Genomic DNA, 23708 nt, shown 5'->3' on the forward strand with positions numbered 1-23708 from the left:
ACTCCTAATTAAGTCAAACAGTGTTAACGCCAATCACTAATTCAGCGTTAACAGGACGCACTATTCTAGACAGAAATATAGTCCAGATCAAGCGTCGTGCGCGATTAGTCGCTTCGGTGCCAAAAGGCCATCGGCATTGATCATACCAATACCAATAAAACGACGTTCTTCACCCACATAAAGGCGCAATAATGGCCCTTTTGTAACATCGGCAACTGCAACGGCTCGCCCTTGTAGCAGCGACAAACCAAACTCTTCACTTACTTCAATAGTCGGAAGGCTACTCACAGCACTATCCATATGAAGAAGCAGTGGGTCTAATAGCTCTGCGGGTACAACATCTTGCTCTTGCGCTTGCGCTAGCAACGCTTCAAGCATCTCTATGCTAATCACCTGATCAGATGGATAATCGCCAACATGCGAGCGATGCAACTGGGCCACATGAGCACCACAACCTAAAAACTCGCCCAAGTCATCAACAATAGTGCGAATATAGGTGCCTTTACTGCAATGGATATCAAGTTTTAACAAGTCACCTTCAAAACTTATAATATCAATACTATAAACGGTGATTGGACGCGATTTACGAGGTACATCAATGCCTTCGCGCGCATACCAGTAAAGTGGTTTACCTTGATATTTAAGAGCTGAATAAATAGATGGGACTTGCTCAATAACGCCTTTAAAGCGCTCCAATGCCTGCTCTATCTGCTCAAGTGTGACATTCACATCACGTGTTTGAACCACTTCACCATCAGCATCAGAAGTGGTAGTTCGCTGACCAAGTTTTGCACAAACCTGATAGCGTTTATCAGAGTCGAGCAGATATTGAGAAAACTTGGTCGCATCTCCTAAACAAATCGGCAGCATGCCAGTTGCCAGAGGATCTAACGCCCCTGTATGCCCGGCTTTTTGTGCAAAATAGATCCGCTTTACCTGCTGCAGTACCGCATTAGAGGTTTTACCAGTAGGTTTATTTACCAGTAAAATGCCATCAACTTTGCGACCACGGGTCCTACGCGCCATTAATTGTCCTCGTCGTGCTGGTTATATTTTTGCTGTTTACGATGATCTTCGTTCACCGCTTGAGTGGCCAGATTAGACATCCGCATCCCCTCAACTAACGATTTATCATAAGCAAAACGCAGCTCTGGTACAGCACGCAGGCGCATCGCTTTACCTAATAATAAGCGAATATAAGCTTTAGCTTCTTCCAGAGCTTCTAAACCCTGTTTAATCCCTTCTTCACTGTCATCAAGAAAGGTTACAAAAATTTTGGCGTATGCCAAGTCACGGGTCACATCAACAGAGGACACCGTCACCAAACCAAGGCGTGAATCTTTAATTTCACGCTGCAAGATAACCGCCACTTCTTTTTGAACTTGCTGAGCCACTCGCTGTGGTCGACTAAATTCTCTTGCCATGGTATTTACCTCAAACATATAAATGGGGGCAAATAAGCCCCCATTCTTTGCTCAATTGCTTTATCGAATTACAAACTACGTTGAATTTCGACGGTTTCAAAGACCTCTATCTGGTCACCGACACGAACATCATTATAGTTGCGAACCCCGATACCACATTCCATGCCGTTGCGAACTTCATTGACGTCATCTTTATAACGACGCAGTGATTCTAGCTCACCTTCATAAATTACGACATTTTCTCGTAGGACGCGAATTGGGTTATTACGTTTAACCACACCTTCGGTCACCATACAACCAGCGATTGCACCAATTTTCGGTGATTTGAACACTTCACGAACTTCTGCCAGACCAATAATTTCCTGACGGAATTCAGGTGACAATAGACCCGACATTGCTTTTTTCACTTCATCAATGAGGTCATAAATCACACTGTAGTAGTGTAAATCAACATGTTCAGACTCAATCACGCGGCGAGCTGATGCATCGGCACGAACGTTGAAACCAAAGACCAGCGCATTTGACGCTGCGGCTAAAGTCGCATCCGTTTCGGTAATCCCACCAACGCCACGACCAATGATGTTCACTTTAACTTCATCAGTAGAAAGTTTAGCAAGTGAATCAGCAATCGCTTCTAAAGAGCCTTGAACATCCGCTTTAAGAACGATGTTCAGCTCATTAACTTCACCTTCTTCCATGTTCGCAAACATGTTTTCCAGTTTCGCTTTCTGCTGACGCGCTAATTTAACATCACGGAACTTACCTTGACGATACAAGGCAACTTCACGAGCTTTTTTCTCATCGCGAACAACAGTTGCTTCATCACCGGCAGATGGCACACCTGAGAGACCTAAAATCTCAACAGGGATAGATGGACCAGCAATTTCGATATCCTGACCATGTTCATCTTTCATCGCTCGGATACGGCCATATTCTAAACCACACAGGATAATATCCCCTTTGTGTAGCTCACCTTGCTGAACCAGGATTGATGCAACTGGACCACGGCCTTTATCAAGGCGAGACTCAATCACAACCCCTGATGCAGGGCCGGTTGAAACTGATTTAAGTTCCAAAATATCAGACTGCAATAAGATTGACTCAAGCAGGTTATCAATCCCTTCACCAGTTTTAGCAGAAACATGCACAAACTGTGTATCACCGCCCCAGTCTTCTGGGATGACATCATACTGTGCCAGCTCGTTTTTAACGCGATCTGGATCAGCTTCTGGTTTATCGATTTTGTTCACAGCCACAACTATTGGCACACCAGCAGCTTTTGCATGCTGAATCGCTTCAATAGTTTGAGGCATCACACCATCATCAGCGGCAACAACCAACACCACGATATCAGTTGCCTGAGCACCACGAGCACGCATAGCAGTAAATGCCGCATGTCCTGGAGTATCCAAGAACGTAATCATCTGGTCATTATCAGTTTTGACTCGATATGCACCGATGTGCTGGGTAATCCCACCTGCTTCGCCAGCGGCAACTTTTGCGCGACGAACATAGTCGAGCAATGATGTTTTACCGTGGTCAACGTGGCCCATAATGGTGACAACAGGTGCACGTGAAGTTGCTTCACTTTGATCTGCTGAAGCTTCTTGTAACACTTGTTCTTCCAGCGCATTCTCTTTAACCAGAACGACTTTATGGCCCATTTCTTCAGCTACTAATTGAGCTGTTTCCTGATCAATCACCTGATTGATTGTTGCCATTGCGCCCAGTTTCATCATAACTTTGATGACTTCAGTCGCCTTGACGGCCATTTTATTAGCCAGTTCAGCAACAGTGATAGTCTCACTGATGCGAACATCACGTTCTACTGGTTGAGCTGGTTTATTAAATCCATGCTGCATCGAAGTTGGTGTGGCAACTTGGCGATTACGACGGTTTTTACCGCCTTTACGACCACGTTGGTTACGGTTGTTGTTATTACCGTTTTGTTTATCACCATTTTCGTCTTTAGCCGCAGCTTTTTTCTTTTTACGCCGAGGACGACGCTCATCCTTACGAGCTTCTTCATCTTCTGCTTCGCGAGCATAGCTTGACGTTGTGAAGTGATAATCGTCAGAGTCTTCCGCTTGTTTGCGTTTTTTCTCTTCCTCTTCCCAACGTTTCTCATTCTGCTCGGCTAAACGTTTTGCTTCTTCAGCTTTACGTTTAGCTTCCTGTTCGGCCTTAACAATTGCTGCTTGCTCTTGTTCGCTCTTGAGCCGCTGTTGCTCTTCTCGTTTCGCTTGTTCTGCTGCCGCCACTTCTGGATCAGCCTCCGCCTTTGCCTTCTCGGCTTTCGCCTGTGCTTCTTTGTGCGCCTTTTCTTCGGCTTTGGCTTTCGCTTTGGCTTCTGCCTCTGCTTTTTCCTGTGCCTGTTGGCGCGCTTTTTCTTCAGCTTCTCGTTTCGCTTGGGCTTGAGCTTCCTGACGAGCTTTTTCTTCAGCTTCTAAACGCTCTTGTTCTTCCGCTTTAGATTTTTCATCAATTACACTGCGTTTAACATAAGTACGTTTTTTACGTACTTCGACCTGAACGTCACGAGACTTGCCACCCGATCCCTGAATACTCAAGGTGCTTTTGGTTTTACGCTTTAAGGTCATCCGACTCGGTTGACCTTCTTGCCCATGTTGCTGCTTTAGATGATCGAGTAACTTTGATTTTTCATCTTCTGCAACTATATCATCAGCCGCCTGCTTTTTGATACCGGCATCGGCAAACTGTTTAATCAGGCGGTCAACGGTTGTACCCACGTCGTCTGCGAGTTGTTTTACTGAAACTGCTGTCATATAGCGAAATTCCTCCGTCGACGTTATTATTCTTCATCACCGAACCAACAGATTTGTCGGGCGGCCATAATTAATTCACCTGCTTTGGCTTCGTTTAACTCGTCGATGTCAACAATATCATCAACGCCTTGTTCAGCCAGGTCTTCTAAGGTTGAAACACCACGAACGGCCAATTCATAAGCCAGCTCACGGGTCATCCCTTCTAGGCCAAGCAGATCCTCACTTGGTTTGTTTTCCCCTAAAGTTTCTTCTTTAGCTAACGCTTCAGTTACAAGAGCCGCTTTAGCACGCTCACGTAACTCATTGACCATATCTTCGTCCATACCGTCAATGGTCAGCAGCTCGCTTACTGGAACATAAGCGACTTCTTCTAAGCTGCTAAATCCTTCGTCAACCAAAACAGCTGCAAAATCTTCATCGACCCCTAAACGCTCTTGGAATAATTCCAGTGATTTTTGCGCTTCGGCCTGATGTTTTTTCTGCATATCTTCGATCGTCATCACATTCAATTCCCAGCCAGTAAGCTGAGATGCTAGACGAACGTTCTGGCCATTACGGCCAATTGCCTGTGCGAGGCTGTCTGGCTCAACTGCAACATCCATCGAATGGTTGTCTTCATCAACAATAATTGATGACACTTCAGCAGGCGCCATAGCATTAATAACAAACTGTGCAGGGTTATCATCCCAAAGCACGATATCAACACGCTCGTTGCCTAGCTCACCAGAAACAGCCTGAACTCGAGCGCCTCGCATGCCAACACAAGCGCCAACCGGGTCAATCCGTCGATCGTTTGATTTCACCGCGATTTTAGCTCGTGCACCAGGGTCGCGTGCCGCGCCTTTAAGCTCGATCATCTCTTCGGCGATCTCTGGCACTTCGATACGAAATAGCTCTGTTAACATTTCTGGGCGAGAACGACTTAAAAACAGCTGAGCGCCACGCGCTTCAGGCTTAACAGCATACAACAAAGCACGGATGCGATCGCCTGGTCGAAATGCTTCACGAGGCAGAAGGTCTTCGCGATGCAGAACACCTTCAGCATTGTTACCTAAATCAACGATGACATTGTCGCGACTTACTTTTTTCACAACACCAGTGTGCAGTTCACCAACTTGATCGATAAACTGCTCAACCACTTGTGCGCGTTCTGCTTCACGAACTTTCTGTACGATGACTTGTTTAGCCGTCTGAGTTGTAATTCGGTCAAAAGTAACCGACTCAATCTGCTCTTCGACGTAATCCCCAACGTTCAGTTCGGGCTCATCGATACGGGCTGCATCTAAAGTAATTTCGCGATAAGGTGCTTCTAATGAATCTTGATCTTGGACCACTTTCCAACGACGGAATGTGTCAAAATCACCGCTTTTGCGATCAATCGCAACGCGAACGTCAATATCACCTTCATATTTCTTTTTAGTAGCTGTTGCTAGTGCGATTTCTAACGCTTCAAAAATTTTTTCCCGTGGGACAGCTTTTTCATTAGAAACTGCATCAACAACCAATAGGACTTCTTTATTCATTCCCGAGCCTCTTTAGTCAAACTGAGGGATTACATGCGCTTTTTTTATATTTGAAAGAGCAATACGTTGCTGCTTATTGTTAGCTTCAAGGGTGATAATTTCACCTTCAAGCGCAGTTAATTTCCCTTTCCATTTGCGCTGGTTTTCCACCGGCATGCGCAATTGTACAAAGATTTCATCACCGATCACTTTTTCATAATGAGCGGCCTTAAATAAAGGTCTCTCCATTCCCGGAGATGAAACTTCCAGGTTATACTCAGTACTGATTGGATCCTCAACATCAAGAATCGCGCTCACCTGATAACTCACCTCAGCGCAGTCATCAACTGTGATACCCTGCGGATGATCAATATAAATCCTCAGCACAGAATGTTTTCCGGCGCTGACAAATTCGACGCCTAGCAATTCATAGCCAGTCGCATCGACAGCCGGTTCAAGCATCTCGGTTAAGCGTTGCTCAATCGTTGCCAAATTCCCCTCCAGAAAAGAAAAAAGGGCCTAAAAGCCCAGAGACAAGACACAAAGTGCATCATGAAGATAACAAAAAGCCCCGAATACGGGGCTTAGAGTAAACCAAACTCTTTGTGCCTACCCGAGCTTACCTCGAGATTGGTTGCGGGGGCCGGATTTGAACCAACGACCTTCGGGTTATGAGCCCGACGAGCTACCAGACTGCTCCACCCCGCGTCCGAAAACTGGAGGAATTATAGCATCGCCCCAGTCGCTTTTAAAGAGTTGTATATATTTGGTGCCGAGAGCGGGACTTGAACCCGCACGCCCAAATGGGCACTACCCCCTCAAGATAGCGTGTCTACCAATTCCACCACCTCGGCTAAAAATTACTCTGGTACTTGGTCAACCGGAGAGTTGCTTGATTTTTTATCACTTGCAACTTTCGGTGCATCTTTTTTCTGAGCTGGAGCTTGTGTAACTTGTTTTGTTACCGCTGGCTCTTTGCCTAAGTTCTCCCATTTACTGCTACTAGAAGAAGGAGATGCAGATAGATGACCTAATGCCAAACTAATTACAAAAAACAGTGTTGCTAATACTGCGGTCGACCGGGTCAGGAAATTACCTGAGCCTGAGGAGCCAAATACAGTATTTGATGCTCCGGCACCAAATGAGGCTCCCATATCGGCGCCTTTACCCTGCTGGATCAGCACTAGGCCAACCAGACCTATTGCGACTAGCAGATATACACCTAATAAAATGTTGTACATTGCTAAACCTTAACCTTGGGCTCACTATCACTAGCAAGACTTTAATCAGCGAACCACTGATTACCGAAGCGGGCTGAATATTAACGAACCCGCAGGTGATTGACAAGTGAATGTTGCAGAAATTTTCTATCCTAGTGATCTTTCGCTGAAATTATGTGCAATCAAGCACATTGACTGCGCACTTCCTCTGCAATTTCACTGGCTAAACGTTCCACGAGAGTATGGTTATCGCCTTCAACCATCACACGCAATAACGGCTCAGTACCAGATTTGCGCAACAACACTCGGCCACCATCGCCTAATTGTTGTTCAGCTTTGGCAACGGCTGCTAACACCGCTTCACTTTCGAGTGGGTCTTGCTGACCTTTAAAACGAACATTAATCAAAATCTGTGGGTAGAGTTGCAACGAACCGAGCTGCTCACGAAGTGACTTACCATCATGACGCATCGCGGCCAACACTTGCAGGGCAGAAACAATACCATCACCCGTTGTGGTGTGGTTTAGACAAATAATGTGTCCTGAGTTCTCGCCACCTAGCATCCAATCATGTTCAAGCAGTTGCTCCATTACGTAGCGATCACCAACTTTAGCTCGAACAAACGGAATATTGAGTTTTGCAACAGCCTGCTCAAAGGCTAAATTGGTCATTTGTGTTCCAACAATCCCACCTTTTAATAACCCTTGGCGCTTGTAAAAATCGGCAATGATATACATCAGTTCGTCGCCATCAACCTGTTGGCCTTGATGGTCAACCATCATCACTCGGTCACCATCGCCATCAAAAGCAATTCCCAAATCAGCCTGATGCTCAAGTACTTTGGCACTTAACGCTTTGGTATTCGTTGCACCACATTCAAAGTTAATATTTAACCCGTTTGGCTCAACTGCAAATGCAATAACTTCAGCGCCGAGCTCTTTAAACACATTTGGAGCAATGTGATAAGTTGCGCCATTGGCACAATCGACCACAATTTTGAGCCCTTTTAAATTCATGTTTGAAGGGAACGTACTTTTACAAAATTCGATGTAGCGGCCAGCTGCATCAACAATTCGCGAAGCCTTGCCTAATTGCGCTGATTCAACACACGTCACCGGTTTCGCTATCTGCGCTTCGATCTCGTGCTCAATGTCATCGGGAAGCTTAGTACCTTGAGCGGAAAAGAATTTAATCCCATTATCGTAATAAGGATTATGTGAAGCACTGATGACAATCCCAGCTTCTGCATTAAATGTTCGCGTTAAATAGGCAACCGCAGGCGTTGGCATTGGGCCCATGAAACTGGCATTAATCCCAGCGGCAGCAAGGCCCGCTTCAAGCGCAGATTCGAGCATATAACCGGAAATTCGGGTATCTTTGCCGATAAGAACCTTGTGTGTACCCTGTTGACTTAAAACCTGACCTGCGGCCCAACCTAGCTTTAAGGCAAAATCAGGCGTAATAGGAAACTCACCTACACGACCTCGTACCCCATCGGTACCAAAATATTTTCTACTCATGTTGTTATTTATGATCCATCGATTGATAAGTTACTTTTAAAACATCTGCTGTTTCGCGCACATCATGAACCCGCAGGATAGCGGCACCTTTCATTGCTGCAATGCAAGCACCCGCAAGGCTGGCTGCTAAGCGCTCATCGACAGGGCGATTAAGCAACTTACCAAACATGCTTTTACGAGACACACCAACCAGCAATGGGTATCCAAGAGAGTGAAAATCTTCTAGATGACGCAGCATCGAAAAATTATGCTCGAGCGTTTTACCGAAACCGAACCCTGGATCAAGAATGATATTTTCTGCTCTCACGCCAGCGGTAATAGCAATCTCGGCGCGCTTGTTTAAGTAGTTTACCACTTCTGAAACAATATTCTGATAGCGAGGCGAATCTTGCATCGTTTCAGGCTGCCCTTGCATATGCATTAAACAAACAGCCACATCAGCTTGAACTGCCGCTTCAATCGCGCCCGGCTCATTAAGGGCGTTAATATCATTAATAAGATCAGCGCCAGCTTTACAAGCTTCTGCCATCACACTTGCATGGCGTGTATCAATCGAAACCAAACAACCTAACTCTTGTTTGATAGCCTTAATTGGGCCAATAGTGCGCTTTAGCTCTTCTTCAACACTGACTTCAGCAGAACCTGGACGCGTTGACTCACCACCGATATCAATAATATCAGCGCCGTCTTCAATCATTGCTCTGGCGTGTTCAATCGCTTTATCTTCAGCAAGATACTTGCCACCGTCAGAAAACGAATCAGGCGTGCAATTTAAGATCCCCATTACCATTGGGCGATCATAGCTGCGCCCTGCTATTGTTATTTTCATGATCAACCTTCTCAAACAAAAAAGCCCTGTGGTAAACCACAGGGCTTATACTTCTTAACTGATTTTAAGGAATAGGAGTTTCATCCGGTTTACTATCGGGATGAGCCTTATCCGCATCATCATCTTTTTGTGTTGATGTTTTATCTTCAGCCGTTGCACTTGGTGGCTGCTGATTATTGTCTCTGCTGTTATCTTTTTGCCAATCTGCTGGCGGCCGAGGATCTTTATGCTCCATCAAGTCGTCAATCTGTTTGGCATCAATCGTTTCATATTTCATCAGTGCATCTTTCATCGCATGAAGAATATCAATGTTATCTTCAAGCAACTGTTTAGCACGGTTGTAGTTACGATCAATAACCAGGCGAATCTCTTCATCAATGGCACGCGCTGTTTCATCAGACATATGTTTCGATTTAGCAGCACTGCGACCTAAGAATACTTCGCCTTCTTCTTCGGCATAAAGTAGTGGCCCCATTTTTTCGGAAAGCCCCCACTGGGTAACCATTTTACGAGCAATTTCAGTTGCTCTTTCAATGTCGTTACTCGCCCCAGTCGACACTTTTTCGACACCATAAATAATCTGTTCAGCTAAACGACCACCGTACAAACTAGAAATCATACTTTCCAGATGACGTTTACTGTGACTCACGCGGTCCTGCTCAGGTAAGTACATTGTTACACCCAGCGCGCGACCGCGAGGAATAATACTCACTTTATAAACAGGGTCGTGATCAGGTACCAAACGACCGATAATAGCATGGCCTGCTTCATGATAAGCAGTCATCTCTTTTTCATCTTCGGTCATAACCATTGATTTACGCTCAGCGCCCATCATGATTTTATCTTTGGCTTTTTCAAACTCGTCCATTGATACGACGCGTTTGTTACCGCGGGCGGCAAACAATGCCGCTTCGTTAACTAAGTTCGCCAAATCGGCACCAGAGAAACCTGGTGTACCACGTGCAATCACACTGGCATCAACATCATCACCCAGTGGCACTTTACGCATATGCACTTTAATAATCTGTTCACGACCACGAACATCAGGCAGACCAACCGTTACCTGACGGTCGAAACGACCAGGACGCAGTAATGCTGGATCAAGTACATCTGGGCGGTTAGTTGCGGCAATAACAATAATACCTTCATTACCTTCAAAACCGTCCATTTCGACCAACATCTGGTTCAAGGTCTGTTCACGTTCATCATGGCCACCGCCTAAACCGGCACCACGTTGACGACCAACCGCATCGATTTCGTCGATAAAGATGATACATGGTGCTGATTTTTTAGCTTGTTCGAACATATCACGCACACGAGATGCACCGACACCCACGAACATTTCGACAAAGTCAGAACCAGAAATAGTAAAGAACGGAACTTTAGCTTCACCAGCAATTGCTTTGGCGAGCAATGTTTTACCAGTACCTGGAGGACCAACCATCAAGACACCCGTTGGAATACGTCCGCCAAGTTTTTGGAAACGGGTTGGATCACGCAGATAATCAACCAGTTCAGCAACATCTTCTTTGGCTTCATCACAACCAGCCACATCAGCAAAGGTCGTTTTGATTTGGTCTTCACTCATCAAGCGGGCTTTACTTTTACCAAAGGACATTGCCCCTTTACCGCCACCGCCTTGCATTTGACGCATGAAGAAAATCCACACCCCAATTAACAAAATCATCGGGAACCATGAGATGAAGATCGAAGTTAACAAGCTCTGCTCTTTAGGAGCTTCACCAATAACTTTTACATTATGGTTGATTAAATCATTAAGAATATCCCGATCAGGCATCGGCATAATGGTAGTAAAGTGTTCGCCAGTACGCTTAACACCCTGAATCTTCTGACCATTAATCCGGACCTGACGGATTTGATCTTGCGAAACGTTCTTAACGAACGTTGAGTAGTCCTCTTGCTGCGCACTGGAGGTATCCGGGCTGAAACTTTGGAAAACTGACATCAGCACCACGGCTATAACCAGCCACAAAATCAGATTTTTCGCCATGTCACTCAAGACTAAGACCTCTGTAGGTGGGTAAAGAAATAAAAACTACATAATATTAATGTAGCCTACTATAGATTGAATTCGCTAGCCACAGTATAAACTTCTGACCTTAGGAACTCATTTAAAATTCAAAAATACATGCTGTTAAACACAAATGGCGATAAATCGACCAAAACAAACAGCTTACACGTTCTATCAGCCTTTAAACCCGCTAGCGACTAGATAAACTTCACGCGAACGAGCGCGAGAAGAATCCGGCTTGCGTGTTTTCACTGTTTTAAACAAATCTCGCACATCTTTGAGATAAGCTTCAAAACCTTCGCCTTGAAACACCTTGACCACAAACTTGCCATTGGGCGCTAGTACATCACGACACATATCCAATGCCAACTCGACCAAATACATCGCTCGAGATTGGTCAACCCCCTGATTACCGCTCATGTTCGGCGCCATATCAGACATAATTAAATCGACTTTACCTTCGCCAACGCGCTGTAAAATCGCATTTAACACACTCTCTTCGCGAAAATCGCCTTGAAGAAAATCAACCCCAGCGATCGGGTCCATCGGTAAAAGATCGCACGCAATTACCCGACCATTGCCATCAATCTCACTGGCTGCATACTGTGACCAACCTCCAGGAGCTGCTCCTAAATCGACGATTGTCATCCCCGGAGCGATGAGCTTGTCACGCTCTTGGATCTCTTCAATTTTAAATACTGCCCGGGAACGAAGCCCCTGACGTTTTGCCTCTTGAACATAATGATCATCATGATGTTCATTGAGCCAGCGCTGCGAACTTGCAGAATGTTTTTTCTTTGCCATATTTTATCATTATCAATAGCGTCCGGCGAATAACCTAAGCTTTGATTTAACTAAACAACCAGATATCGCCGTAGGTTAACGTCTTTAACAGGTTGAGCTCAAGCTTTACGGCTATTTTTCCGGTTGGATGTCTACTTAGATGGCGGTAAAATACCGCTTTTCAACCCTTAATTGGAAAAAGATGCAACTATCTAACAAACAAAAGCAGTTTTTAAAAGGACTTGCTCACAAACTTAAGCCAGTTGTTCTGCTAGGCAGTAACGGCCTAACCGAAGGTGTTCTGGCAGAAATCGATAGTGCTCTAGCAACGCACGAGCTGATTAAAGTGAAGATCCCCTCAGGTGATCGTGAACTAAAAGCTCAAATTGCTCAGACCATTGCACTAAACACTGAAGCGACACTAGTCCAGACAATTGGCAATATTGGTGTTTATTACCGTCCTAGCGAAGAGCCCAAAATCGAGCTACCTCGCTAACACTTGCGCCCTTTTATCAGCTCAGTCGGCAGGATCACTCCACCGACTGAGTCTTACGAATATGAGCATAGTTAAGCACACCCACAAAAATACTGCCACCAATCAGATTCCCAATGACCGCTAAAGCGATAAACCGGGCGACTTCAACCAAGCTCAATGATGAGCCAATTAAATAAGCGGCAAATATTTCAACCGATCCGGCAATCGAATGATGCAAACCACCAATGCCTATCACAAAAGTCACAATATAAATCACAACTATCTGTGAGAGCATCGGAGCCGTTGACATAATGAGCCACGCACCCAGCGCCATTAGCCATCCGGCTAAAATCGCACTGACAATCAGCGCCCTGGCGCTATATCCAACCAGATGATGGCCAATCGCGATGTATCCTTGGTGAGCGTGAATAACCGGTTCGGCGGCATCAAGCAGACAGGCAATAATAAATGCACCAACGATATTTCCCAACAAAACGATGGCCCACAATCGAACCAGCCTTAACCAACTCGTTCGCCTATCAAGAACTGGATAAACCGCAGTTGCGGTATGTTCAGTAAACAACTGTGTGCCACTCATGATGCACATCACAAAGCCAAGTGGGTAAACAAATGCGGTGATTAACCGAGCAGAAATGAGCCAATGAATTTCATCGACCTGACGCTGCACAATAGCAACGGACATTGCGGTAAACCCAAGGATTAACCCCGCAGCCATGGAGGAAAGGAACAATGAAAAAAACGGCCGTTGCAACTGTTCTAACCCTTCATGAATAGCACTTTCTAAAATGTCATCGGGGTGACGTCGCGATTGGTCAGTACGCTTAATGATAACTGGCACATAATCTCTATCTTCAACCAAGCGTTCTTTTTCGCGCCCGGTATGAATGCGAGACTCCTCGCCTTCACTTTCATTTTGATCATGAGCATCAGGATGATACGTCTGTTTCAACTGTGTCTCCTATTTTCATGTTTCATGGCAACTGTGAACACTCTGATATGACGATTACAAAAATCAGCAGAGCTATTTAACTTTTTTGCATAAGAAAGTGATTAAAAATCAATTTTCTCTAAAACCTGTAAAATGATAAATAAGCAAACACCATTATTGTCTATCAAGTTAGTTATTATTAATAGACACTGACTAAATTTCAAATTGAATTTGGCCGTTCGATACTTTTAAAATTCCCGCATCCGCGTGAAATTACGACATAACCCCAACCAAAGGCATAAAAAAACGCCATGTAAAATGGCGTTAAAAAAGGGCATCCACGAAAAAGCGGCCGAAGCCGCTTAATTATGCAATATATTCTACATTGGTGATTTCGTATTCAACAACGCCACCTGGCGTTTTTACTTCAACCACGTCATCCAGCTCTTTACCTATTAACGCGCGAGCAATCGGTGAATTAACTGAAATCAGGTTTTGTTTAATATCAGCTTCATCATCACCGACAATGCGATATTTCACTTCTTTTTCTGTATCTAAATTCACCAATGAAATGGTCGAACCAAAAATTACTTTACCGTTATTCGGAATTTTGCTCACGTCAATGACCTGAACATTAGATAATTTAGCCTCAATTTCCTGAACACGCCCTTCGCAAAAGCCTTGCTGTTCGCGTGCGGCATGGTACTCAGCATTTTCTTTTAAATCTCCATGCTCACGAGCTTCTGCGATCGCAGCAGTAATTTCAGGGCGGCGAACGGTTTTTAAATAATCGAGTTCTTCACGTAGTTTTTGCGCGCCTCGTACAGTCATTGGGATCTGATTCATGTTGTGCCCTTTCTTGTAAATGCAAAAAATCTGGGGAATGTTGCCATTCCCCAGATGGAATTTTATTAACTTGACGGTTAGTTTACCGTGAATCAGCGAGGGGGTGAAGCCCCCCTCAAGCGTCACAGCACTTATTCGTGATGTTTGACGCGTTGATGCAACTGCTGTATTGACATTACTGATGAACGGTTATCAGCATTATGTGCAAGACAGGTTGCAAAAGCACCGTTGAGAGTGGTTGAGTAATTCACTTTACCCTGCAGTGCGGCTGCGCGCAGCTGTTTAGAGTCGTGAATGGCTTTACGACCTTCGGTTGTATTAACGATATAAGTGTATTCACCGTTTTTAATCCGGTCATGGATATGTGGCCGCCCTTCATGGACTTTATTGACCAATCGCGGATAAATGCCAGCTTCACCCAATACCACCGCAGTACCATGGGTCGCATCAAGATCATAACCCAACGCTTGCAGTTTACGAGCAAGGTCAACGACGCGTTTTTTATCTGAATTACGAACCGATAACAGTACTCGACCGACCGCCATGTTGTCATTACCAATTCCCAACTCAGCTTTAGCATAAGCCTGCGCGAAGGTTTCCCCAACACCCATTGCTTCACCCGTTGAGCGCATTTCTGGCCCTAAAATTGGGTCAACACCTGGGAATTTATTAAATGGCAAGACCACTTCTTTCACTGAGAAGTAAGGTGGAATGACCTCTTTGGTAAAGCCCTGTTGAGTTAAACTCTCACCGACCATGACACGGGCAGCAATTTTGGCCAATTGCACGCCAGTTGCTTTGGATACAAATGGGACCGTACGAGCAGCACGAGGGTTCACTTCAATCAGGTAGATATCGTTTTTCTTAACCGCGAACTGAACGTTCATCAGGCCAATTACGCCAAGCTCAAGCGCCAGCGCTTTCACCTGTTCACGCATTTGATCCTGAATTTCATGGCTCAGCGAGTATGGTGGCAATGAGCAAGCAGAGTCACCAGAGTGCACCCCAGCCTGTTCGATATGTTCCATAATCCCGCCGATAACAACCAGCTCACCATCACAAACTGCATCGACATCAACTTCAATCGCATCGTCAAGGAAGTGATCAAGGAGCACTGGCGATTCGTTAGAGACGCTTACCGCTTCATTAAAGTAACGGCGCAAATCAGCTTCGTCGTATACGATTTCCATCGCCCGACCACCGAGTACATACGACGGGCGTACCACCAGCGGATAACCAATCTCCATCGCTTTAGCGACAGCATCAGTAATAGTTGTAACAGTTGCGTTTTGTGGCTGTTTTAGATCAAGGCGCTGTACAGCCTGCTGGAATCGCTCACGGTCTTCCGCGCGGTCGATGGCATCTGGTGACGTACCGATAATTGGCACACCCGCAGCTTCTAAATCACGAGCCAATTTCAGAGGCGTCTGCCCACCGTATTGAACAATTACACCGACAGGTTTCTCAACTCGAACGATTTCCAAGACGTCTTCTAAGGTAATCGGTTCAAAATATAACCGGTCAGATGTGTCGTAGTCGGTTGAAACCGTCTCTGGGTTACAGTTGACCATGATGGTTTCATAACCATCTTCGCGCATGGCCAATGCTGCATGAACACAGCAATAGTCAAACTCAATCCCTTGGCCAATCCGGTTTGGACCACCGCCAATCACCATGATTTTTTTACGATCAGAGGGGTTTGCTTCGCACTCATCATCGTAGCTTGAGTACATATAAGCTGTATCAGTGGCAAACTCAGCCGCACAAGTATCAACTCGTTTGTATATTGGCAAAATGCTATGACGCTGACGCAATTTGCGAATTTCACCTTCGCTAACGCCAGTTAAAGCGGCGAGACGCAAATCGCTAAAGCCTTTACGTTTCAGTCGGCGCAGTTCCTGCTCGGTTAATCCCGCAAACCCGGCTTTTTCAACTTCGAGCTCATCTTTGATGAGATCTTCAATCTGAACTAAGAACCAACGGTCGATTTTGGTCAGTTTAAAGACATCTTCAATACTCATACCCGCACGAAAAGCATCGCCGATATACCAGATACGTTCAGCGCCGACATCAATTAATTGATGGCGAATTTCGCTCATCGCATCTTCAGAGCTCAAATCAACTTTTGGATCAAATCCAGATGCGCCAACTTCTAAGCCGCGCAACGCTTTATGCAGTGACTCTTGTTGGTTACGACCAATGGCCATGACTTCCCCAACAGATTTCATCTGGGTTGTCAGGCGATCATTACATCCTGCGAATTTTTCAAAGTTAAAGCGTGGAATTTTGGTAACTACGTAATCAATCGATGGTTCAAATGACGCTGGAGTACGACCACCGGTGATGTCGTTGTGCAACTCATCCAACGTATAACCAACTGCCAGTTTTGCCGCAACTTTAGCAATCGGGAAACCTGTCGCTTTAGAAGCCAAGGCTGATGAGCGTGACACCCGAGGGTTCATCTCAATAATGACCATTCGACCATCATCAGGGTTGATACCAAACTGGACGTTTGAACCGCCTGTTTCAACACCAATTTCACGCAAAACTGCCAACGAGGCATTTCGCATAATCTGATATTCTTTATCAGACAAGGTTTGCGCTGGAGCCACTGTAATCGAGTCCCCAGTGTGCACTCCCATTGGGTCAAAGTTTTCAATTGAACAGACAATGATACAGTTATCCGCTTTGTCACGAATAACTTCCATTTCATATTCTTTCCAGCCAATGAGGCTTTCATCGATAAGCAACTCATTGGTAGGCGATAAGTCTAACCCGCGTGCGCAGATTTCTTCGAACTCATCTTTATTATAAGCGATCCCGCCACCGCTACCGCCCATCGTAAAGGAAGGACGAATGATGCAAGGAAAACCAACCTGATCCAGCACCGCGTTGGCTTCATCCATATTATGAGCAAGGCCTGAGCGAGGACATGCTAAGCCAATCTTGCGCATCGCTTCATCAAAACGATGGCGGTCTTCAGCTTTGTCAATCGCATCCGCAGTTGCGCCAATCATTTCAACGCCATATTTGGCTAACACACCACGACGTTCTAGATCCAATGCGCAGTTCAAAGCAGTCTGGCCACCCATGGTTGGCAAAATCGCTTCTGGCTGTTCTTTTTCAATAATTCGTTCAACAACTTCCCAATGAATTGGCTCGATATATGTTGCATCAGCCATATCTGGGTCAGTCATAATCGTTGCAGGGTTTGAGTTAACCAGTACGACTCGATACCCTTCCTCGCGCAGCGCTTTACACGCCTGTGCACCGGAGTAATCAAATTCACAGGCCTGACCGATCACAATCGGGCCAGCACCTAGAATCAAAATCGTTTTTAAATCATTACGTTTTGGCATAGTAAGAGCAATCCTCGATTAAGCTGACAGAGACTGGCGATGTTGTTCAATCAACTCGATAAAGTGATCAAACAATGGCGCTGCATCGTGTGGGCCCGGGCTTGCTTCTGGGTGTCCCTGGAAACTAAAGGCCGGTTTATCTTTGCGATGAATCCCCTGTAAGCTACCATCGAACAATGACACGTGAGTGACTTCAAGACACTCTGGCAGGTTATCACCATCCACAGCAAAACCGTGGTTCTGAGCGGTAATCATCACACGATTCGCTTTTAAGTCTTTCACCGGGTGGTTGCCACCATGGTGGCCGAACTTCATTTTTACAGTATGTGCACCGCTAGCAAGCCCCAGTAACTGGTGACCTAAACAAATGCCAAAAATAGGAATCGATTTTTCCAAAAAGACTTGGATAGCTTTAATGGCATAATCGCAAGGCTCTGGGTCACCAGGACCATTGGATAAAAAGATGCCATCTGGATTCAGTTTAAGCACTTCTTCGGCAGGAGTTTGCGCTGGAACGACGGTTAATTTACAACCTCTGTCCACCAGCAAGCGCAGAATATTGCGTTTTGCTCCAAAATCGTAAGCGACAACATGATATGGCAGTGACTCAGGCTCTTTAAAACCATGGCCAAGTTCCCAACTACCCTGTTGCCAAGTGTATGATTTATCGGTTGTAACTTCTTTGGCTAAATCCATACCTTTAAGACCACTGAACTGCTTAGCCAGAGCTAATCCTTGTTCAGCATCAATATTGTCATCACTAATGATACAACCACGCTGAGCACCTTTTTCACGTAAAATACGTGTCAGTTTACGTGTATCAATATCAGCAATGGCGACAACTTGTTTTTCTTTTAGGTATTCACTTAAAGATTGTTCAGATCGGAAGTTACTAGCAAGGAGAGGTAAATCACGAATAACGAGGCCACAAGCTTCAATTTTGGAGGATTCTTCGTCTTCGGGATTGGTTCCGTAATTTCCAATGTGGGGATAAGTGAGAGTAACAATTTGGCGGGAATAAGAAGGATCGGTAAGTATTTCTTGGTATCCTGTCATCGAAGTATTAAAAACAACTTCCCCGATGGCATGACCACCGGCTCCGACCGCAGTACCGTGAAAAACGGTCCCGTCTTCTAAGACCAGCAATGCTGACTTGCTCAAGGCAACCTCCTAACTAGAGCATCGACACGTGGAACTGAATCTAAATTCAGCTATGAAATTTTGGCAAATTGCGCGGAATATACACGAGAAAATGGCAAAGATCTAGCTCTTTCTTGCCTTGATTGTCCCGCGGTTACCACACAAGTAGCCATTAATTCTTTTCGGAACTTTGAATTTAAATGCTAATTTTTTACATATATAATCAAAATATAACTTTTTAGACGAATGATCAATGCCCATGAAATGGTTATTCAACAACCTTTCAAAGAACATTAAAAAGCTATTTAGTCGTCATTTAACAGGGATAATGCATAATTTTGCGCTCAAATCATCGACTCAGATCATATTTTTGTTAGCGAATTTTCTATCTCATGTACGAATAAAATACCGCCTTAATTAATATACAAAGAAACTCATGTTCCTGATTAGGCTTATGTGCTAAATTTCAACCGTTTTACACTATTAAATATATCCACACCCCAGAAGAGACTTCCACCAAGAGAAAGACACTGTGGTAAAGCGGAACAAAATCAAAATAAATCCCTCCTAGGAGTTTTTGTGTTTTTTAAGAGCAAATATTTTAAAAATGTCGGTGTACAGGTCATCATCGCGATGGTTATCGGCTCGTTAGTTGGTTCACTAATGGGGGCTAAGGCGGCAATGTTTGCCCCTTTAGGCACCATCTTTATTAACTTAATCCAAATGCTGGTCATTCCATTGGTTGTCGTTGCCATCATCGTGGGTTCAGCAAGCCTCGGCAATGGAACGAACACCGGTAAAGTCGGCGGTGCGACGTTATTATTCTTTACCGTTACTTCAGCGTTAGCCGTTGCTTTGGCATTAGGATTGGGCGCAATATTTACCCCAGGAGCAGGGATAGATATTCATGCTATTGATGCCCATTTTTCCACGCAGTATGCCAACAAAGGGCAAATTGCTGGTTTTTGGCCGACGATTATCGCAATGATCCCCACCAATCTGTTCCAATCACTGAGCCATGAAAAAATTATTCAAATTTTAGTGTTTTGTATGTTTTTCGGTATTGGCCTGTCTAAATTACCCAAAGAGCGCAGAGAACCGCTCACCGCGGGGATTCAAGCTGTTTGTGATGTGTTGATCTGGATGATTAATAAAGTCATGTTAGTCGCCCCGATTGGTGTTTTTGGACTGATGGCTAAAGCAGTTGGTAACTACGGATTTTCGCTGCTCAGTGATGTTCTACAGCTGTTTTGGGTCTTTGTGCTCGGCATTGCGATTTTTGGCTTTATTATTTATCCACTGTTAGTCCAATTGCTCAGCTCGACCTCAGCAATTGCATTTATTAAGGCCATGAAAAAGCCTCAAGTTGTGGCGCTTTCGACCGCCTCTTCGATGGCGACTTTACCTGTGAATATGGAAACGGTTGAAAAAGAACTGAACGTTTCGAACTCAACCACATCATTTGTCTTGCCTTTGGGCGCAACCATTAACATGACAGGTGGAGCAATCTACTATGGTTTAGTTGCTATGTTTTTCGCCCAACTTTTCCATGTTCACTTAGGCCTTGGCGCTTATTGCGCCATTATTGCCACAGCCACTATCGGCGCAGTTGGTCAAGCAGGCGTACCCGGCCCAACCTTTTTGGTGGTTGCCGTGTTACTGGCTGCAAACATTCCGATTCAAGGATTGCCATTGTTATTTGCGCTGGATCGGATTTTCGACATGATCAGAACGGCTCTAAATATCACTGGTGATGCAGCAACTGCAGTCATTGTAGATGGGTTAGTTACTGAAACCGCTGCGCCAATTTCTAGCTCACAAGCCGATTTATAGATTGGCCCAAGCATTCAGCCTGTTCATTGGGCTGAATGCTTATCCTCATTTGTGCCAATCAAATTTTCGCTCATCAAAGCAACGCGCAAATTCCCCCGCTTAACCCCATAATAATATTTAATTTTTCCATTAAACACTATTGACATAATAATAACTAATTTGCTTAATAGAGTTAGGATAAAATTCTGAAAACTATTGTTCTAGCGAGACTGACAATCGCTCTTGGAGTTTTACAAACTCGACATTTTCGAACAATCGCTCCGTTTCATGACATGGAATGTGCTTATGAATTTATTAAAATTATTACCGCTTGCGGCAATCGTGGCCGCAAGTAGTGCGTTTGCTCAAGCGCCTAAAGTTCTTAAATATGCTGGTGATAGTGCCCCTCGCACCTTAGATCCTGCTCAAGCAGGTACGCTTTATAGTAACGAAATCGTCACCGCCATTTATGACACGCTCTATCAATACAAGTATTTTAAAGTACCGTATCAGTTAGAACCTGATTTAGCCCAAAGCATGCCAGAAGTATCTAAAGATGGATTAACTTACACCATCAAGATTAAACATGGGGTTCATTTTACGGATGACCCGGCGTTTAAAAATGGCCAAGGGCGCGAAGTCACGGCACAAGATTTTATCTACTCAATTAAGCGCAACTTTGATCCTAAATCGCGCTCGCAAGGGCAATGGTTATGGGCGGGGAAAATTGTCGGTTTAGACCAGTGGGCCAAAGATGGCGCAGATTATCAAAAATCGGTCGCCGGACTCAAAGCGCTTGACCGCTATACGATTCAAATCAAGCTGACGCAACCATATCCTCAACTGCTTTATACTTTCGCTATGGGTTTTTCTGGCGTCATTGCCCATGAAGTGGTCGATAAATATGGGCGAGAATTTGCCATCCATCCTGTTGGAAGTGGCCCGTTTAAACTAGTCTCCACTAACTCAACCCAAACGGTGTTAGTTCGTAATAAAAACTATCGCTATGAGGTATTCGATCTCAAACGTGAAGGTTATGACCCTAAAACGCAATCTCGCTCTGATGCTGAGAAGCTGCAAGGTAAAGCCCTGCCGATGGTTGACCGTGTAGAAGTCAATTGGATTCAAGAGCCATCGGCTGCATGGAACTCATTTACCAAGGGAAATGAAGTTGTCAACGGCGCCGTTGATGTCAGTCAGATGAATGAAGTGCTCGCCTCTAAAGATCCGATAAAACTCAAACCTGAATATGCTAAAAAATATAACTATCTAGTTAAACGTGAAATGGGGATGGTCTTTAACCTGTTTAACTTTGATAATGACTACTTTGGGTTTTCCAAAAATCCGAAAACCAATGCTCAAAATAAAGCACTACGCTGCGCAATTATTAAATCCTTTAGCTGGCCCCAGCGTATCAATCGCTTCTATCTTGGTCTTGGCCATGCATATCCTGGCTTTATCATTCCTGGCACTGATGGGTTTGATAAAAATATGGACCGCACCTCAATTACCCAAGATATTCAAGGCGCCAAGCAGCTTTTAAAAAAATATGGATGGAGTGCTCATAACCTCCCCGTGTTGTATTTTCCGTCCATGGCAACTGTTCGAGATAGACAGTTTTATGAACAGTTCCGCGGTAACTTAATTAAAATTGGCTATCCGAAAAACAAAATTAAAATTAAAACGTATGCAACCTTTGGGGACTTTAACCGCGATCTTAAAAATAGCAAAACGATGCTAGCACCAATGGGATGGGGGCTTGATTATCCCGATGCACAAAATACGTTACAGATGTTTTATGGCCCATTCCGCTCACCGGGCTCAAATGTCGCCAACTATAACAATCCTAAATACAATGCGCTTTACGAAAAAGCCCAATCGCTCCAACCTGGCGCTGAACGCACTGCGATTTATAAGCAGATGAACCAGATATTGGTCAATGATTGCGTCGGAATTGGCTCATTTTCCAGAACCCATATCTATCTGTGGCATAAAAACGTCATTCAATGGCCAATCAATGATTTTCTCGGAGATATATTTAAATATATCGATGTGATTCATAAGTAGCGTTAGTGATGCAAACACTTAAATACTGCCTGCGCAAGCTTGGCTATGGAATACCGCTGCTATTTGGCGTGACGTTAATCAGTTTCGTACTTATGGTCTATTTTGGGCCAGATAAAACCTACGACTTATTAGGGCGAAACCCAACTGCCGCGCAAATAGCAGCCATACACCATCAACTGCACTATGATGACCCATTCTGGCTGCGTTATTACGACTACCTAAAACAGATGTTAACGTTTAATTTCGGTTATTCGGATTCAAGTGGAGAGAAAGTCACCACAGTTTTGGCGCGAACCATTCCCATCTCAATAGAACTTGGCGTGCCCGGCTTTATTATCGGCAACCTAGTAAGCCTAGCCTTAGGATTATTTGCCGCCTACCACCGTGGTAAATGGTTAGATAAGTTAGTCATTGCATCTTCAGTGGTGGGAATGAGCCTCTCGTATTTAATCATTATCATTGTGATGCAGCTGATATTTTGCTCCAGCTACGGTCTCAATTGGTTTCCAGTTTATGGCTGGGATGTTCACTCGTTTACCAGCTACCTTTATTACATCAGTGTGCCAACACTGTGCTCGGTATTGGTGTCAATCGGTTACAGTACCCGCTTCTATCGAGCAATTTTAGTCGAAGAGATGAACAAAGATCATGTGCGTACAGCATTAGCATTTGGTCATGGTCCCATGCGGATTTTAATCAAACACATTTTAAAAAATGCACTGATCCCAATTATTACGCGGATCATCTTTTCAATTCCATTCGTGCTGATTGGCGGGTCACTACTTTTAGAAAGTTTCTTTGGCATTCCCGGCATTGGTTTAACGACCTATAACGCCATCACCACTGGCGATTTACCCGTAGTCAAGGCCGTCATTACTCTTGTGACGCTGTTATTTATTATCGTGGTCTGTATTGTGGACGTGGTCTACAAAATGGTCGATCCGCGGATTTCACTTAAATAGGA

The 23708-nt window shown here is 44.7% G+C and carries 18 protein-coding genes and 2 tRNA genes; 4 read left to right on the top strand and 16 right to left on the bottom strand.

Annotation, left to right across the window (positions count from 1 at the left end; all coding sequences use genetic code 11):
• Positions 1 to 87: 87 nt before the first annotated feature.
• From truB to rlmE, 12 genes are all read right to left on the bottom strand, one after another.
• A complete protein-coding gene (gene truB, locus ABTQ23_RS03505; protein ID WP_408614250.1) occupies positions 88 to 1026 on the bottom strand; it encodes a tRNA pseudouridine(55) synthase TruB in 939 nt (312 codons plus the stop codon).
• Positions 1026 to 1424, bottom strand: coding sequence for a 30S ribosome-binding factor RbfA (rbfA, locus tag ABTQ23_RS03510; RefSeq protein ID WP_408614251.1), 399 nt, complete (start codon positions 1422 to 1424; stop codon positions 1026 to 1028). Before rbfA ends, truB begins: the two co-directional genes overlap by 1 nt.
• A 68-nt stretch (positions 1425 to 1492) precedes the next feature.
• The gene (gene infB, locus ABTQ23_RS03515; protein WP_408614252.1) at positions 1493 to 4210 is read right to left on the bottom strand and encodes a translation initiation factor IF-2; all 2718 of its coding nucleotides are present in this window, start codon (positions 4208 to 4210) and stop codon (positions 1493 to 1495) included.
• A gap of 26 nt (positions 4211 to 4236) precedes the next feature.
• Complete coding sequence (nusA, locus tag ABTQ23_RS03520) at positions 4237 to 5733, bottom strand: transcription termination factor NusA (RefSeq protein WP_408614253.1); 1497 nt, start codon at positions 5731 to 5733, stop codon at positions 4237 to 4239.
• A gap of 12 nt (positions 5734 to 5745) precedes the next feature.
• Positions 5746 to 6204, bottom strand: a complete 459-nt coding sequence (rimP, locus tag ABTQ23_RS03525; RefSeq protein WP_408614254.1) for a ribosome maturation factor RimP — start codon at positions 6202 to 6204, stop codon at positions 5746 to 5748.
• Between the two features lie 139 nt (positions 6205 to 6343).
• A tRNA-Met gene (locus ABTQ23_RS03530) sits at positions 6344 to 6420 on the bottom strand.
• 59 nt (positions 6421 to 6479) lie between these two features.
• Positions 6480 to 6566 (bottom strand) — tRNA-Leu (locus ABTQ23_RS03535).
• Positions 6567 to 6572: 6 nt separating this feature from the next.
• Entirely contained in the window at positions 6573 to 6953 is a 381-nt protein-coding gene (secG, locus tag ABTQ23_RS03540) for a preprotein translocase subunit SecG (protein ID WP_408614255.1), read from the bottom strand.
• Between the two features lie 161 nt (positions 6954 to 7114).
• Positions 7115 to 8452 (bottom strand): phosphoglucosamine mutase, encoded by a 1338-nt coding sequence (gene glmM / locus ABTQ23_RS03545; RefSeq protein WP_408614256.1) that lies wholly within the window; start codon positions 8450 to 8452, stop codon positions 7115 to 7117.
• 4 nt (positions 8453 to 8456) lie between these two features.
• Positions 8457 to 9281, bottom strand: coding sequence for a dihydropteroate synthase (gene folP / locus ABTQ23_RS03550; RefSeq protein ID WP_408614257.1), 825 nt, complete (start codon positions 9279 to 9281; stop codon positions 8457 to 8459).
• A 64-nt stretch (positions 9282 to 9345) separates the two neighbouring features.
• Positions 9346 to 11301 carry an ATP-dependent zinc metalloprotease FtsH gene (gene ftsH / locus ABTQ23_RS03555; RefSeq protein ID WP_408614258.1) on the bottom strand — a complete coding sequence of 652 codons (1956 nt, stop codon included), beginning with the start codon at positions 11299 to 11301 and terminating at the stop codon, positions 9346 to 9348.
• A gap of 186 nt (positions 11302 to 11487) precedes the next feature.
• On the bottom strand, positions 11488 to 12117 hold the full coding sequence (gene rlmE / locus ABTQ23_RS03560; RefSeq protein WP_408614259.1) for a 23S rRNA (uridine(2552)-2'-O)-methyltransferase RlmE: 630 nt from the start codon (positions 12115 to 12117) through the stop codon (positions 11488 to 11490).
• A 181-nt stretch (positions 12118 to 12298) separates the two neighbouring features.
• On the opposite strand from rlmE, the gene yhbY reads away from it, so the two are divergent.
• A complete protein-coding gene (yhbY, locus tag ABTQ23_RS03565; protein WP_408614260.1) occupies positions 12299 to 12592 on the top strand; it encodes a ribosome assembly RNA-binding protein YhbY in 294 nt (97 codons plus the stop codon).
• A 34-nt stretch (positions 12593 to 12626) separates the two neighbouring features.
• Here yhbY and ABTQ23_RS03570 read toward each other — a convergent pair whose 3' ends face one another.
• The 4 genes from ABTQ23_RS03570 to carA form a co-directional block, all read right to left on the bottom strand.
• Positions 12627 to 13541: a formate/nitrite transporter family protein gene (locus ABTQ23_RS03570; protein WP_408614261.1), complete on the bottom strand. Its 915-nt coding sequence runs from the start codon at positions 13539 to 13541 to the stop codon at positions 12627 to 12629.
• 345 nt (positions 13542 to 13886) lie between these two features.
• On the bottom strand, positions 13887 to 14366 hold the full coding sequence (gene greA, locus ABTQ23_RS03575; protein WP_408614262.1) for a transcription elongation factor GreA: 480 nt from the start codon (positions 14364 to 14366) through the stop codon (positions 13887 to 13889).
• Between the two features lie 131 nt (positions 14367 to 14497).
• A complete protein-coding gene (gene carB / locus ABTQ23_RS03580; protein ID WP_408614263.1) occupies positions 14498 to 17725 on the bottom strand; it encodes a carbamoyl-phosphate synthase large subunit in 3228 nt (1075 codons plus the stop codon).
• An 18-nt stretch (positions 17726 to 17743) separates the two neighbouring features.
• Positions 17744 to 18886, bottom strand: a complete 1143-nt coding sequence (gene carA, locus ABTQ23_RS03585; RefSeq protein ID WP_408614264.1) for a glutamine-hydrolyzing carbamoyl-phosphate synthase small subunit — start codon at positions 18884 to 18886, stop codon at positions 17744 to 17746.
• A gap of 558 nt (positions 18887 to 19444) precedes the next feature.
• Between carA and ABTQ23_RS03590 the strand changes: the two genes are divergently transcribed.
• The 3 genes from ABTQ23_RS03590 (at position 19445) to ABTQ23_RS03600 (ending at position 23706) form a co-directional block, all read left to right on the top strand.
• The gene (locus tag ABTQ23_RS03590) at positions 19445 to 20698 is read left to right on the top strand and encodes a dicarboxylate/amino acid:cation symporter (protein ID WP_408614265.1); all 1254 of its coding nucleotides are present in this window, start codon (positions 19445 to 19447) and stop codon (positions 20696 to 20698) included.
• A gap of 285 nt (positions 20699 to 20983) precedes the next feature.
• On the top strand, positions 20984 to 22744 hold the full coding sequence (locus ABTQ23_RS03595) for an ABC transporter substrate-binding protein (protein WP_408614266.1): 1761 nt from the start codon (positions 20984 to 20986) through the stop codon (positions 22742 to 22744).
• A gap of 8 nt (positions 22745 to 22752) precedes the next feature.
• Complete coding sequence (locus ABTQ23_RS03600; protein WP_408614267.1) at positions 22753 to 23706, top strand: ABC transporter permease; 954 nt, start codon at positions 22753 to 22755, stop codon at positions 23704 to 23706.
• Positions 23707 to 23708: the final 2 nt, after the last annotated feature.

Source organism: Celerinatantimonas sediminis, assembly GCF_046054195.1.
GTDB lineage: Bacteria > Pseudomonadota > Gammaproteobacteria > Enterobacterales > Celerinatantimonadaceae > Celerinatantimonas.

Excerpts from the sequence above, each read along its gene's own strand:
- carB (WP_408614263.1), bottom strand. The coding sequence starts at position 17,725 with ATGCCAAAACGTAATGATTTAAAAACGATTTTGATTCTAGGTGCTGGC.
- yhbY (WP_408614260.1), top strand. The coding sequence starts at position 12,299 with ATGCAACTATCTAACAAACAAAAGCAGTTTTTAAAAGGACTTGCTCAC.
- ABTQ23_RS03600 (WP_408614267.1), top strand. The coding sequence starts at position 22,753 with ATGCAAACACTTAAATACTGCCTGCGCAAGCTTGGCTATGGAATACCG.
- infB (WP_408614252.1), bottom strand. The coding sequence starts at position 4,210 with ATGACAGCAGTTTCAGTAAAACAACTCGCAGACGACGTGGGTACAACC.
- glmM (WP_408614256.1), bottom strand. The coding sequence starts at position 8,452 with ATGAGTAGAAAATATTTTGGTACCGATGGGGTACGAGGTCGTGTAGGT.
- folP (WP_408614257.1), bottom strand. The coding sequence starts at position 9,281 with ATGAAAATAACAATAGCAGGGCGCAGCTATGATCGCCCAATGGTAATG.
- truB (WP_408614250.1), bottom strand. The coding sequence starts at position 1,026 with ATGGCGCGTAGGACCCGTGGTCGCAAAGTTGATGGCATTTTACTGGTA.
- greA (WP_408614262.1), bottom strand. The coding sequence starts at position 14,366 with ATGAATCAGATCCCAATGACTGTACGAGGCGCGCAAAAACTACGTGAA.
- rbfA (WP_408614251.1), bottom strand. The coding sequence starts at position 1,424 with ATGGCAAGAGAATTTAGTCGACCACAGCGAGTGGCTCAGCAAGTTCAA.
- ABTQ23_RS03595 (WP_408614266.1), top strand. The coding sequence starts at position 20,984 with ATGAATTTATTAAAATTATTACCGCTTGCGGCAATCGTGGCCGCAAGT.
- secG (WP_408614255.1), bottom strand. The coding sequence starts at position 6,953 with ATGTACAACATTTTATTAGGTGTATATCTGCTAGTCGCAATAGGTCTG.
- rlmE (WP_408614259.1), bottom strand. The coding sequence starts at position 12,117 with ATGGCAAAGAAAAAACATTCTGCAAGTTCGCAGCGCTGGCTCAATGAA.
- nusA (WP_408614253.1), bottom strand. The coding sequence starts at position 5,733 with ATGAATAAAGAAGTCCTATTGGTTGTTGATGCAGTTTCTAATGAAAAA.